At 74.2% G+C, this 12,531-nt stretch carries 12 protein-coding genes; 3 read left to right on the top strand and 9 right to left on the bottom strand.

Going from position 1 to position 12,531, the window contains the following annotated elements; genetic code table 11:
• Positions 1-273: 273 nt before the first annotated feature.
• On the top strand, positions 274-2,175 hold the full coding sequence (locus tag ACFY15_RS12495; RefSeq protein ID WP_390825453.1) for an anthranilate synthase family protein: 1,902 nt from the start codon (positions 274-276) through the stop codon (positions 2,173-2,175).
• Positions 2,176-2,198: 23 nt separating this feature from the next.
• On the opposite strand, the gene ACFY15_RS12500 is transcribed toward ACFY15_RS12495, so the two are convergent.
• The 5 genes from ACFY15_RS12500 to ACFY15_RS12520 form a co-directional block, all read right to left on the bottom strand.
• Positions 2,199-3,203, bottom strand: a complete 1,005-nt coding sequence (locus tag ACFY15_RS12500) for a 2-hydroxyacid dehydrogenase (protein ID WP_390825526.1) — start codon at positions 3,201-3,203, stop codon at positions 2,199-2,201.
• Positions 3,204-3,295: 92 nt separating this feature from the next.
• A complete protein-coding gene (locus tag ACFY15_RS12505) occupies positions 3,296-4,327 on the bottom strand; it encodes a 6-phosphofructokinase (RefSeq protein ID WP_390685957.1) in 1,032 nt (343 codons plus the stop codon).
• Between the two features lie 156 nt (positions 4,328-4,483).
• Complete coding sequence (locus tag ACFY15_RS12510) at positions 4,484-5,128, bottom strand: response regulator (protein WP_390685956.1); 645 nt, start codon at positions 5,126-5,128, stop codon at positions 4,484-4,486.
• 44 nt (positions 5,129-5,172) lie between these two features.
• The gene (gene macS, locus ACFY15_RS12515) at positions 5,173-6,387 is read right to left on the bottom strand and encodes a MacS family sensor histidine kinase (RefSeq protein WP_390685686.1); all 1,215 of its coding nucleotides are present in this window, start codon (positions 6,385-6,387) and stop codon (positions 5,173-5,175) included.
• A 45-nt stretch (positions 6,388-6,432) separates the two neighbouring features.
• Positions 6,433-7,149, bottom strand: coding sequence for a 1-acyl-sn-glycerol-3-phosphate acyltransferase (locus ACFY15_RS12520; RefSeq protein ID WP_042813697.1), 717 nt, complete (start codon positions 7,147-7,149; stop codon positions 6,433-6,435).
• 207 nt (positions 7,150-7,356) lie between these two features.
• Here ACFY15_RS12520 and ACFY15_RS12525 point away from each other — a divergent pair, with 207 nt between their 5' ends.
• Together ACFY15_RS12525 and ACFY15_RS12530 are read left to right on the top strand one after the other, a co-directional pair.
• Positions 7,357-8,136 (top strand): alpha/beta hydrolase, encoded by a 780-nt coding sequence (locus tag ACFY15_RS12525; protein ID WP_390685685.1) that lies wholly within the window; start codon positions 7,357-7,359, stop codon positions 8,134-8,136.
• Entirely contained in the window at positions 8,129-8,674 is a 546-nt protein-coding gene (locus ACFY15_RS12530; RefSeq protein WP_390685684.1) for a hypothetical protein, read from the top strand. The genes ACFY15_RS12525 and ACFY15_RS12530 overlap by 8 nt, the downstream gene beginning before the upstream one ends.
• A gap of 184 nt (positions 8,675-8,858) precedes the next feature.
• Here ACFY15_RS12530 and ACFY15_RS12535 read toward each other — a convergent pair whose 3' ends face one another.
• From ACFY15_RS12535 to ACFY15_RS12550, 4 genes are all read right to left on the bottom strand, one after another.
• Positions 8,859-9,653 carry an endonuclease/exonuclease/phosphatase family protein gene (locus tag ACFY15_RS12535; protein WP_390685683.1) on the bottom strand — a complete coding sequence of 265 codons (795 nt, stop codon included), beginning with the start codon at positions 9,651-9,653 and terminating at the stop codon, positions 8,859-8,861.
• A 75-nt stretch (positions 9,654-9,728) separates the two neighbouring features.
• A complete protein-coding gene (locus tag ACFY15_RS12540; RefSeq protein ID WP_390685682.1) occupies positions 9,729-10,670 on the bottom strand; it encodes an ROK family glucokinase in 942 nt (313 codons plus the stop codon).
• A 62-nt stretch (positions 10,671-10,732) separates the two neighbouring features.
• The gene (locus ACFY15_RS12545) at positions 10,733-11,197 is read right to left on the bottom strand and encodes a DUF5304 family protein (RefSeq protein ID WP_390685681.1); all 465 of its coding nucleotides are present in this window, start codon (positions 11,195-11,197) and stop codon (positions 10,733-10,735) included.
• 68 nt (positions 11,198-11,265) lie between these two features.
• Positions 11,266-12,429, bottom strand: a complete 1,164-nt coding sequence (locus ACFY15_RS12550; RefSeq protein WP_390825454.1) for an ArsA family ATPase — start codon at positions 12,427-12,429, stop codon at positions 11,266-11,268.
• Between the last annotated feature and the right edge of the window lie 102 nt (positions 12,430-12,531).

A 12,531-nucleotide genomic window follows, 5' to 3' on the forward strand; every position in this document is an offset into this window, starting at 1 on the left:
GAAGGTCCACGGGAGCCCGGATGAACGGAATTCAAGGTTCATATGGCGGAAGGGGCGGGATGCGACAGGAGGACGGGCGCGTGGGCTAGGGTGCCTCCCATGTACGCGCTCTCCGTCCAGAACTGGTGGTGGTCCGCTCCCGGCGGCCCACCCCTCGTGCGTACCCACTGACACGAGCGAAGCGAAGGCCGCCCCGAGGGGCGGCCTTCTGCGTGCACCGACCGGCGCGGGCCGCCCCTCCTCCCGACACCCCACCGGAAGGACGCCCGCCCCATGCCCCAGTCCGAGTTCTCCCTCGCCCGGCTCCTCGACGCCGACGCCCCGCCCTTCGCGCTGCTGCGCCGGCGCACCCCCGGCCGCGACCACGACACCGTCGAGGTGCTGCTGGGCCCGGTCCACGAGGCCGACCGCCTCGCCGACCTGCCCGTCCGCGCGCTGCCCACCCTGGCCCTGGTCCCCTTCCGCCAGATCCGCGAGCGCGGGTTCGACGTCCGCGACGACAGCACCCCGCTGGCGGTACTGGCCGCCGAGGAGGCGTACGAGGTCCCGCTCGCCGAGGCGCTGGCCGCGCTCCCGGCCCACGGCGTACGGGTCGAGGGCGGCGGCTTCGACGTCGGCGACGAGGAGTACGCGGCCACCGTCGAGCGCGTGCTCCGCGACGAGATCGGCCGGGGCGAGGGCGCGAACTTCGTGATCCGGCGGACCTACCGGGGCCGGATCGACGGCTTCGGCCGGGCCGACGCCCTGGCCCTGTTCCGGCGGCTGCTGGAGGGCGAGCGGGGAGCGTACTGGACGTACGTGGTCCACACCCCGGACCGCACCCTCGTCGGCGCCAGCCCCGAGGCCCACGTCCGTATGGCGGGCGGCACGGTGGTCATGAACCCCATCAGCGGCACCTACCGCCACCCCGCGGGCGGCCCGACCGCCGAGTCGCTCCTCGCCTTCCTCGGCGACCGCAAGGAGACCGAGGAGCTGTCGATGGTGGTCGACGAGGAGCTGAAGATGATGTGCACGGTCGGCGACATGGGCGGGACCGTCGTCGGCCCCCGGCTGCGGGAGATGGCCCACCTCGCGCACACCGAGTACGAGCTGCGCGGACGCTCCTCCCTGGACGTCCGGGAGGTGCTGCGGGAGACCATGTTCGCGGCGACGGTGACGGGCTCGCCCGTGCAGAACGCCTGCCGCGTGATCGAACGGTACGAGGACGGGGGCCGCGGCTACTACGCGGGCGCGCTGGCACTGCTGGGGCTGGACCCGTCCGGCGCCCAGACCCTGGACTCCCCGATCCTGATCCGCACCGCCGACATCGCCCCGGACGGGGCGCTGCGGGTGCCGGTCGGGGCCACCCTGGTCCGCCACTCCGACCCGCTCGGCGAGGTGGCCGAGACGCACGCCAAGGCCGCCGGGGTGCTGGCCGCCCTGGGCGTGCGGGAGGCCCCGCCCCGGCCCGCCCCCGGCACGGGCGGCCGGCTGGCGGACGACCCCCGGGTGCGGGCGGCGCTGGCCTCGCGGCGGGCGGACCTGGCGCCGTTCTGGCTCCGGATGCAGGAGCGGCTGCCCGCGACAAACGGGCACGCGCTGGTGGTGGACGGCGAGGACACGTTCACGGCGATGCTGGCGCACGTGCTGCGGGCGGCGGGCCTGGAGGTGACGGTGCGCCACTACGACGCGCCGGGGCTGCGGGAGGCGGCGCTGGCCTGGGAGGGCCCGATCGTACTGGGCCCGGGCCCGGGGAACCCGGGCGACGGGGCGGACCCGAAGATGCGGATGCTGCGCGCGCTGGCGGGCGAGCTGCTCGCCTCGCACCGGGGCGGTCTGCTCGGGGTCTGCCTGGGGCACGAACTGCTGGCGGCGGAGATCGGGCTGCCCCTCGTCCGCAAGGCGGAGCCGGCGCAGGGGGCGCAGGTGCGGATCGACGTCTTCGGCACGCCGGAGGTCGTCGGCTTCTACAACACGTACACCGCCGCCTGTGACGCGGAGACGGCGGCGGAGCTCGCCGCGCACGGGGTCGAGGTCTCCCGCGACCCGGCCACGGAGGAAATCCACGCCCTGCGCTGCGCGGAGCGCGGCTTCGCGGGCGTCCAGTTCCACCCGGAGTCGGTCCTCACCCTGCGGGGCGCGCCGCTCGTCCGCGACCTGGTCCGCTCCCTGACCCCGGTGGGGCGGCGGGTGTGACGGCCCCCGGGTCCGGCCGGCGGTCAGGCCAGACCCGGGACCAGGGTGTTGTCCGAGCGGCGTCCCGCCAGGTAGTCCGCCACGTTGCGGACCGTCGCGTCGATGATCTGCCCCACCGCCTCGCGCGTGTAGTAGGCCTGGTGCGAGGTGACCAGGACGTTCGGGAAGGTCACCAGCCGCGCGAGGGTGTCGTCGGGCACCGCCTCCAGGGACTTGTCCTGGGAGAAGATCCCCGCCTCCGCCTCGTACACGTCCAGCCCCACCCCCGCGAAGCGGCCCGCGCGCAGCTCTCCGACCAGGGCCTCCGTGTCGACGAGCCCGCCCCGGCTGGAGTTCACCAGGATCGCGTCGTCCTTCATCGCCGCCAGCGCGGCGGCGTCGACGAGGTGACGGGTCGCCTCCAGCAGGGGCACGTGCAGGCTGACCAGGTCCGCGGAGGCGAACAGCTCCTCCTTCGCCACGTACTCCATGCCCAGTTCCACGCACGCCGGGTTCGGCGCGAGGTCCCAGCCCAGCAGCCGCATCCCGAAGCCGTGCGCGATCCGGGTGAAGGCCTCGCCGATCCGGCCCGTGCCCAGCACCCCCGCCGTCCGCCCGCGCATGTCGCGGCCCATCAGCCCGTTCAGCCGGAAGTCGAAGTCCCGGGTGCGGTTCGAGGCGCGCACGATGCGCCGGTTCACGGCCATCGCCAGGGTCCAGGCGAACTCGGCGACCGAGTACGGCGAGTAGTACGAGACCCGGCTGACGGTCAGGCCCAGCCGCCGTGCCGCGTCGAGGTCGATGTTGTTGAAGCCGGTGGAGCGCTGGGCGATCAGCCTCGTCCCGCCCGACGCCAGGATGTTCAGGACCCGGACGCCCAGGTCGGCGTTGACGCTGGAGGAGACGATCTCGTACCCGGCGGCGATCGGCGCCGTGTCCTCGCCGAGGCGGACGTCGAGGCAGCGGGCCTCGTGCCGCCCCGCCGCCGCGAAGGCCCGCTCCAGGAGCGGTCCCTCGTCGGCGGTCACTCCGAAGGCCAGGATCTCCACGCTCGCTCCCACAGGTCGGACCACGGGTCGTTCCACCGCATGCGTCACGATACGACCCGCGGTCCGGTCCCCCGCAGAGGCGGGGCGGCGGCTCAGCCGAAGAAGACTCCGGCCTCCTCGTACAGCTTCGGGTCCACCGTCTTCAGCTTCGCCGTCGCCTCGGCGATCGGCACGCGGACGATGTCCGTCCCCTTCAGCGCGACCATCTTCCCGAAGTCCCCGTCGCGCACCGCGTCGATCGCGTGCAGCCCGAAACGGGTGGCCAGCCAGCGGTCGAAGGCGCTCGGGGTGCCGCCGCGCTGGATGTGCCCGAGGACCGTCGTCCGGGCCTCCTTGCCGGTCCGCGCCTCGATCTCCTTGGCCAGCCACTCCCCCACGCCCGACAGCCGGACGTGCCCGAAGGAGTCCCGGGAGACGGCGTCCTTCAGCACCAGGTCGCCGTCCTTGGGCATGGCTCCCTCCGCCACCACCACGATCGGCGCGTAGCTGGCCTTGAACCTGGAGGTCACCCAGGCGCAGACCTGGTCCACGTCGAAGCGCTGCTCGGGAACGAGGATGACGTTCGCGCCGCCCGCGAGCCCCGAGTGCAGGGCGATCCAGCCGGCGTGCCGGCCCATCACCTCGACGACCAGCACCCGCATGTGGGACTCGGCCGTCGTGTGCAGCCGGTCGATGGCCTCGGTCGCGATGCCGACGGCCGTGTCGAAGCCGAAGGTGTAGTCGGTGGCCGACAGGTCGTTGTCGATGGTCTTGGGGACGCCGACGCAGGGGATGCCGTACTCCTCGTACAGCCGGGCGGCCACGCCCAGCGTGTCCTCGCCGCCGATCGCGATGAGCGCGTCGACCTCGGCCTTGGCGAGGTTCTCCTTGATCGCGCGGACCCCGTTCTCCGTCTTGAACGGGTTGGTGCGCGAGGAGCCGAGGATGGTGCCGCCGCGGGGCAGGATCCCGCGGACGGCGGGGATGTCGAGCGGGACGGTGTCCCCCTCGACGGGCCCCCGCCAGCCGTCCTTGAACCCGACGAACCCGTATCCGTACTCCTGGACGCCCTTGCGGACGACGCCCCTGATCACCGCGTTGAGCCCGGGGCAGTCGCCGCCGCCCGTGAGCACTCCGACCTTCATGGAATCTCCCTTCGCCATGACGGCCACGCTAGTGGTGACACAGGTCACACCGACGGGTCCGGAAAGGGCAATTCCGGTGGAATTACGAGGCGTTGCGTACGCGTGTTCACTCGTAAGGGGAAGTAAGTACGACCGATGCGGCCTTGTGTGTCCCCCTTACGCGTCGTCGAGCCCGCGCTCGATCGCATACCGGACGAGCTCCACCCGGTTGTGCAGCTGGAGCTTGCCCAGGGTGTTCTGCACGTGGTTCTGCACCGTGCGGTGGGAGATGACCAGCCGCTCCGCGATCTGCTTGTACGACAGCCCCTTGGCCACCAGCCGCAGCACCTCGGTCTCCCGGTCGGTCAGCTGCGGGGCCTTCGGCTCGTCGGCCGTGGCCGGCACCGGGTCGGCGGCCAGCCGCCGGTACTCGCCGAGGACCAGCCCGGCCAGACCCGGGGTGAACACCGGGTCGCCGGCCGCGGTGCGGCGGACCGCGTCGATCAGCTCCTGGGCCCCGGCGGACTTCATCAGGTAGCCGGTCGCCCCGGACTTCACCGCCTCCAGCACGTCCGCGTGCTCCCCGCTCGCCGACAGCACCAGCACGCGCAGCGCGGGATCGGCGCCGACCAGCTCCTTGCACACCTGCACCCCGGGCATCCCCGGCAGGTTGAGGTCGAGGACCAGCACCCGCGGGGCCACGGCGCGGGCCCGGCGCACCGCCTCCGCCCCGTCCCCGGCCGTGGCGACGACGTCGAACCCCGCGGCGGCCAGGTCGCGGGCCACCGCGTCCCGCCACATCGGATGGTCGTCGACGACCATCACCTTGATGTCGTGGAGCTCGCCGCCGCCGCTGACGCTGTCGTTCACTGGGTCCTCCCCCTCGGTACTTTCAGTTCCACTTCGGTGCCCTGTCCGGGGACGGACACCAGCTCGGCGCTGCCGCCGAGGTCGCGCAGCCGGCCCCGGATGGACAGGGCAACGCCCATCCGCCCCTCGCCCTCCGCCTGGTCGAGGCGGCCGGCCGGGATGCCCGGGCCGTCGTCCCGTACCGTCACGATCACCTCGTCGCCCCAGTCCTCGACCAGGATCCAGGCGCTGGCCCCCTCCCCCGCGTGCTTGCGCACGTTGTCGAGGGCGGCGCCGACGGCCGCGGCCAGCTCCCGCGCGGCGGGCGCGGGCAGCGGTACCGGAGTGCCCGGCTCGGCGAAGCTCACCCGGGAACCGGCGTGCGGGGCCAGCAGGGAGCGCAGGTCCAGCTCGCCCTCGTCGGCGCCCGGCTCCTCCACCTCGTACGCGTCCACCCGCGCGCCGAGCGACTCGTCGCGCGAGACCCGGGAGGGGCGGACCAGCCCGCTGGAGACCAGCGTGCGCAGCGCCACCTCCTGCTCCCCGGCCATCCGTCCCAGCTCGGCGGCCTCCCCGCCCAGCTCGGTGCCGCGCCGCTGGACCATGGCGAGGACCTGGAGGACCCCGTCGTGGATGTCCCGGGCCAGGCGCTCGCGCTCGCGGGTCGCGGCCTCGATCTCCAGGGCGCGGGCGAGCGTCGCCTCGCTGGCCCGGGCGACCTCGACGACGTAGCCGAGGGCGATGGAGGCGACCCAGACCAGCAGCACGTTGTGCAGGGTGTCCCGGGTGGGGTCGCCGCCGTGGATGGCGATGTTGGCGACGGCCACGAAGGTCGAGGCGATCCCGGCCCAGCGCCAGCCGCCCTTGAGGGCGAAGGCGAGCACCGAGCCCGCCGTCCAGATGCTGGGGAGGGTGGGGCCGCCCGCCTGGATGCGGGCGTGGGTGTCGGCGAGCGGGGTGAGGGCTATGCCGGCGAGCGCGACGGTGAGGTCGGCCGCGAGGAAGCCCCGGGTGCAGCGCGCCGCACTGCCCACCCGGCGGTGGGTGGCCAGCGTCCAGACGACGAGCACGGCGAGGTAGCCGGTTGCGACGCCGGGGCGGACGAAGACCTTGTAGGCGGAGGCGAACAGCAGGACCGCGTAGACCATGGTGAGCAGCCGGTACGCGGTCAGGGCCCGCCACAGCGGCTGCTCCACCGACATGCGCACGACGCGCTCGCGCTTCGTCGCCATCTCCCCCACCCCCGCCGCGCGGACGGCACCGGCCGCCCGCGGGGACTACTCCGCGCCCTTGTCGCCCTTGGCCGCGTCCTTGGCGGCCTTCTCCGCGTCCGCGATCTGCCGCTTGGCGGCCGTCGCGTAGATGTCGACGTACTCCTGGCCGGAGAGCTTCATGATCTCGTACATGACCTCGTCGGTCACCGAGCGGAGGATGAAGCGGTCCCCGTCCATGCCCTGGTAGCGGCTGAAGTCCAGCGGCTTGCCGATCCGGATGCCCGGGCGCATCAGCTTCGGGACCACCTTGCCGGGCGGCTGGATCTTCTCGGTGTCGATCATCGCCACCGGGATCACGGGCGCGCCGGTGGCCAGCGCCACCCGGGCCAGACCGCCGGGCTTGCCCCGGTAGAGGCGGCCGTCGGGTGAACGGGTCCCCTCGGGGTAGATACCGAACAGCTCCCCGCGCTCGATGACCTCGATGCCGCTCTTGATGGCGGCCTCACCGGCACCGCGCGCACCGGAGCGGTCCACGGGGAGCTGGCCGACGCCCTTGAAGAAGGCCGCGGTCAGCTTGCCCTTGACCCCGGGGGAGGTGAAGTACTCCGCCTTCGCGATGAAGGTCACCTTCCGGTCCAGCACGGCCGGCAGGAAGAAGGAGTCGGAGAAGGACAGGTGGTTGCTCGCGAGGATCGCCGGCCCCTCCGCGGGAATGTTCTCGAGGCCCTCCACCCACGGCCTGAAGGCGAGCTTCAGGGACCCGCCGATGGAGAACTTCATTGCGCCGTAGATCAACTCGAAAGCCTTCCTGTGTCTGTCGAACAGACCTTATCTCCTGGCTCCGGGGAGAGCGCCCGACGACCCTGGTCGGTGTCATCCCGGTCGCGTACCGTGAAGTCACACAGCGCGACGCACCCGTACGTACCCGTACCCCGCACGCGTCATGGTCATCGTCGAGTCGAAGTCCTCACCAACAAGGAGACTGTGGTGCCCGTCCTCCCTGGAGCAGAGCCGTTCCGCCACGAGGGCGGGGAGGTGGGCGTGCTCCTCTGCCACGGCTTCACCGGTTCCCCGCAGTCGCTGCGCCCCTGGGCCCAATACCTGGCCGAACGCGGGCTGACGGTCTCGCTTCCGCTGCTGCCGGGGCACGGCACCCGCTGGCAGGACATGCAGCTCACCGGCTGGCAGGACTGGTACGCCGAGGTGGACCGGGCGCTGCGGGAGCTGCTGGAGCAGTGCGCTCAGGTGTTCGTGTTCGGGCTGTCGATGGGCGGCGCGCTGACCCTGCGGCTGGCCGCCAAGCACGGGGACGCGATCAGCGGCATCGTGCTCGTCAACCCGGCCAACAAGGTGCACGACCCGCTGGCCGTCGCCCTCCCCGTGGCCAAGCACTTCATCCGCTCCACGCCGGGGATCTCCAGCGACATCGCGAAGCCGGGCACGGCGGAGGTCGGCTACGACCGGGTCCCGACGAAGGCCGCGCACTCGCTGCGGAAGTTCTTCCGGCTGGTGGACACCGAGCTGCCGCAGGTCACGCAGCCGGTTCTGCTGCTCCACAGCCCCCAGGACCACGTGGTCCCGCCGGTGGACTCGGAGCGGATCCTGGCACGGGTGTCGTCGACGGACGTCACCGAGACCCTGCTGGAACAGAGTTACCACGTGGCGACGTTGGACCATGACGCGGAGCGGATCTTCGCGGACAGCTATGCGTTCGTCGGGCGGCTCGCGGAGAGCGTCGGCAGGGAGGGGGCGGCCAGCGGTGGCTGAGCACGAGGAGTCCGCCGGGGGTGTGCCCCCGCTGGACGAGGAGGCGGCCTGGGCCGCGATCGTCGCCGGGTACGGGCAGGAGCCGCCGGACCCGCCGGGGGCGCGCCCGTTCCGGCCGATCGAGAACCTGATGCTGCCGGAGGAGGACGTCCAGCCGGAACCGCCGGCCGCCGCCCCGACGGCACTGGGCAGCTCGGTGGTCTTCGCCCCGGGCATCGGCCTCGGCCCGCGCGACCACACGCCGGCCGAACCGAAGGACGAGGACACGGCGGGGGACGCCTCCGACGAGGGCCACTTCGTCCCCCCGGAACCGCCGGAGCTCCCGCCGGCGGACACCACGGCGAAGTTCGCCTGGCTGGCCGTGGTCGGCGGCCCGGTCCTGCTCCTGCTGGCGGTGCTGCTCCAGTGGGACATGACGTGGTGGCTGACCACCCTGGGCATCGGCGGCTTCCTGGGCGGCTTCGCCACCCTGGTGGCCCGCATGTCGGGCGACACGGACGACGATGACGACGACCCGGGACGGGGCGCGGTGGTGTAACCCGGGGCCGGCGGCGACGACCCTCACGCCTCGGGCCCGCCCTCTCCCCCGCGAGGCGCCGGGGCGGGCCGGCACCGCCCACCCGCCTCCCAGGGCGGGCGGGGTCGGCGGCTCGGGGTGCCTCGAGGGGTCGGGCGGGCTCCCGCCCGCGAGGCGGCGGCCGCGGGACTCGCGCCGGCGGCGGCTACGCCCCCGCCCCCAGCCGCAGGGCCGCCAGGACCGGGAGGTGGTCCGTCGCCGCGCGGAGGTCGGCGGGCGGGAGGCCCGTCGGGACTCCGCAGGCGAGGACCTCCACGCTGCGGGAGGCGAACACCGCGTCGATGCGGCGGGAGGGCGCGGCGGAGGGGAAGGTGTTCCCGCCGCCCCAGGGGGCGGCCGTCCAGCAGTCCTGGAGGGTGTCCGACAGGCGGCCGAAGGCGGGGCCGCCCGGAGTCTCGTTGACGTCGGCGGCGGCGATCGCGTGCGGGGTGCCCAGGGCCTGGACCCGTTCGAGGAGGAGGTCGGCCTGGGCGGCGCGCTCCGTCGCGTCCAGCGACAGGTGAGCGCTGACGACCCCCACCCGTGCCGCGCCGAAGCGGACCACCGCCGTCGCGAAGCCGCGCCGGTGGAGGCCGGGGGTGAGGGGGAGCAGGACGTCCTCGGTCCGCTCCACGAAGGCCCGTAGCGAGCACAGCAGCAGCGGGCCGGCCGCGGTCGCTCCGCCGCCCAGGACCACCAGGTCGGTCTTCGCGGCCAGCCGTGCCGCGTGCTTGCGCCAGCGGAAGAACCTGGGGGCCTCCTGGACGAAGACCAGGTCCGGGGCACAGGCCCGGATCACCCGGGCCAGGGCCTCCTCGTCGTCGCGCAGCGACCGGACGTTGTAACCGAGGACGCGGATCACCGCGGAACCGTCCGGCTCCGTCACGGATCCGGGCAGTGCGCCGGGCACCGCGCCGGCGTCGGGCAGCGGCTGTGGCAGGGGCAGCGTGTCAGGCACCATGCCCGCAAGATACGCAGCCGCCCGCCGCTCCCACAGGGGGCGCGGCGGGCGGCTCCAGACCTTCCCGAGTGCGTCTCAGCCCTGGCGGGCCAGGTCGGCCGCGCCGACCAGGCCGGCCTTGCCGCCGAGCTGCGCGGCCAGCACCTGGGCGTGCGGACGCCAGGCGCCGCCGATCAGCCAGCGCTTGAAGGACTTGCGGATCGGGTCGAGGACGAGGTCGCCCTCGTCGGAGACGCCGCCGCCGACGATGAACGCCGACGGGTCGAAGAGGGAGGCGAGGTCGGCCAGGCCCGCGCCGGCCCAGCGGGCCAGTTCGCGGAAGGAGTCGACGGCCACCGGGTCGCCGGCCCGGGCGGCCTCGCTGATGTGCTTGCCCTCGATGCCCTCGGGGGTGCCGTCGCCGAGTCCGAGCAGGACCGACGCGTTCTCGGGGGTGGCGTTGGCGCGCTGCTTCGCGTAGCGGACGAGCGCGCGGCCGGAGGCGTACTGCTCCCAGCAGCCCTGGCTGCCGCAGCCGCACAGCAGGCCGTCGGGGACGACCCGGATGTGGCCGAACTCGGCGGCGACGCCGAAGCGCCCGCGGCGCAGCTTGTTGCCGATGATGATGCCGCCGCCCAGGCCGGTGCCGAGCGTGATGCAGATGACGTCCTCGTGGCCCTGGCCGGCGCCGAAGCGGTACTCGCCCCAGGCCGCGCAGTTCGCGTCGTTCTCGACGACGACGGGCAGGCCGATGCGCTGCTCGACCTTGTCCTTGAGCGGCTCGTGCCGCCAGTTGATGTTCGGCGCGAAGAGCACCGTCGCGCGCTTGTCGTCCACGTATCCGGCGGCGCCGATGCCGACGGCGTCGATGGTGTGGTTGCTGCTGACCGCGGACACGGCGGCGCAGATCGCCTCCGTCACGCCGTCCGCGGTCGGCGGGGTGGGCACCTTGTACGTCTCAAGGATGGTGCCCTCTTCGTCGACCACGCCGGCCGCGATCTTCGTGCCGCCGATGTCGACGCCGATGGTGAGTCCCATTAGTCCCTCGGTTTTCCGGTCAAGCCCCGCCACGGCCAACCGTACCCGAGGCGGGCGGAGGATCAGTCGAGATCGATCCGCTGCGCCGGGCCCTCGTCGGGTCCCCCGTCGTCGCCGTCGGGGTGATTGCGGGGGGCGGGGGGCTCGTCCCGGGTCCAGCGGCGCTCGTGGCCCTCGACGGCCGAGCGGTAGGCGGCGAGCAACTCCGATCCGGCCGCCGCGAGGTGGCCGAAGACCTCCGGATTGCGCTCGATCACGGGCTTGGCGGCGGTCCTGGCCTGGCTGACGAACTGGCGTACGGCGCCCTGGGCGGCTGCGGCGAGCTCCGGGTTGTTGAGGGTGGACACCTTGTCGGCGACGGCACCGAAGAGCTTGAACAGCTCCTCGGCGGCGGTGCCGGTGGCGGCGCCCGCTCCCCCGGCCTGCTCGCGCTCCGCCCGGCGGCGCTCCCGTTCGGCGGCGAGGTCCTCGGCGCAGGCCTTCGCCCAGGCGTCGTCGTCGGTGGGGCGGTCGGTGGCCTCGCTCATGGCGGACTCTCCTGCGGCGGCTGCGGTAGGGACTACTTCCGACGGTACCCGAACGGAGGGTACGCAGGTCAGCGCGCCCGTGGCCACAGCTGCGGGTCGGGGGTGAAGCGGATGCGGAGCACGCCGTCGACGAGGGCGGCGCCGGAGACGGTGCAGCGGCGCAGGGCCGAGGGGAGGGAAACGGTCCTGCGGTGGGGGCCGACCGCGAGGAGCAGTTCGTCGCCGCGCCGGATCAGGTCGAGCTCGTCCTTGCGGGCGCGGGGCAGCGGGACCGACCAGACGAGTACCCCGTCCTCGGCGAGCCGGTTCTCGACGGCCCAGCGGGGGCGGGCCGCGGGGGCGGGGGCCGGGGCGATGCCGTGGGCGGCGGCGAGCTCCCCGGGGTCCCGGGGCTCCCGGCCGAGGTGCCTCAGGGGGACGACCGGCAGGTCCCGGCGCCACTCCTCCAGGCACCGCCCCTGCTGGGCGGCCAGCCCGGCCACCCACGGGTCGGCGGAGTCCGCCGGGACGAGCCGGTTGGCCACCAGGTCGCGGACGGGCAGCTCGTACAGGGCGAGGCCGAGCAGGCCGGTGCGCAGGGCGGCGTCGGCGGCCGGTCCGGGTTCGGCGACCAGGCGGACCCCGGTGGTGGGGGCCTCGACGACGGCCTGGACGGCGGCGAGCTCCTCGTCCCAGCGGGCGGCGGTCTCGTAGAGCCACTGGGCGGGCATGGGGACCCCGGCGAGCTGGGCCAGTACGGGGCGCAGGGCGCGGGCCGCCTGGCGCTCCGCGGGCAGCAGCCGGGCCAGGTAGCGGCGCAGCTGGGCGGGGAGGGCGAGGGTGGTGAGGGCCTGGTGCAGCGGGGGCATGTCGACGACGACGAGGTCGGTGCCTGGCGCGGCGGCGGCCCGGCGCAGGCCGCGGAGCAGGGCGAACTGCTCGGCGCCGGGGAGTTCGGTGAGTTCGTCGGCACCGAGGGGGCTGCCCCCGAGCATCCCGAGGAGGGTGGCACCACGCTCCTGGAGGGCGGCGAGCTCGGTGCGGAACTCCTGGCCGGAGTCGATGCGGGCGAGGCGGAGCCGGTCGGGAGCCGGGGCCCCGTCCCAGGGGTCCTCGCCGCACAGCAGGAGCACGCGCTGCCCGGCGCGGGCCGCGGCGAGCGCGGTGGCGGCGGCGACGGCGGTCCGGCCGGCGCCGCCGGGGCCGGTGACGAGGAGGGTGTACGGCATGCGGTGCTCCGGGTCGTAGATCATCCTCTCGTGCACGCTACGCCGCCCGGCGGCGGGTCCGGACCGGGGGGCGTGCGGCCCCGCCGCGCGGGCCGGTCCCGGCCGGGCCGGCGGGCGCCGTGCCGC

The organism is Streptomyces sp. NPDC001373 (genome assembly GCF_042895815.1).
Classification (GTDB): Bacteria; Actinomycetota; Actinomycetes; order Streptomycetales; family Streptomycetaceae; genus Streptomyces.

Bases quoted from the DNA above. Each gene is read 5' to 3' on its own strand.
- ACFY15_RS12545 (WP_390685681.1), bottom strand. From the start codon at position 11,197: ATGAGCGAGGCCACCGACCGCCCCACCGACGACGACGCCTGGGCGAAG.
- macS (WP_390685686.1), bottom strand. From the start codon at position 6,387: ATGGCGACGAAGCGCGAGCGCGTCGTGCGCATGTCGGTGGAGCAGCCG.
- ACFY15_RS12495 (WP_390825453.1), top strand. From the start codon at position 274: ATGCCCCAGTCCGAGTTCTCCCTCGCCCGGCTCCTCGACGCCGACGCC.
- ACFY15_RS12535 (WP_390685683.1), bottom strand. From the start codon at position 9,653: ATGGTGCCTGACACGCTGCCCCTGCCACAGCCGCTGCCCGACGCCGGC.
- ACFY15_RS12520 (WP_042813697.1), bottom strand. From the start codon at position 7,149: ATGAAGTTCTCCATCGGCGGGTCCCTGAAGCTCGCCTTCAGGCCGTGG.
- ACFY15_RS12505 (WP_390685957.1), bottom strand. From the start codon at position 4,327: ATGAAGGTCGGAGTGCTCACGGGCGGCGGCGACTGCCCCGGGCTCAAC.
- ACFY15_RS12540 (WP_390685682.1), bottom strand. From the start codon at position 10,670: ATGGGACTCACCATCGGCGTCGACATCGGCGGCACGAAGATCGCGGCC.
- ACFY15_RS12510 (WP_390685956.1), bottom strand. From the start codon at position 5,128: ATGGTCGTCGACGACCATCCGATGTGGCGGGACGCGGTGGCCCGCGAC.
- ACFY15_RS12550 (WP_390825454.1), bottom strand. From the start codon at position 12,429: ATGATCTACGACCCGGAGCACCGCATGCCGTACACCCTCCTCGTCACC.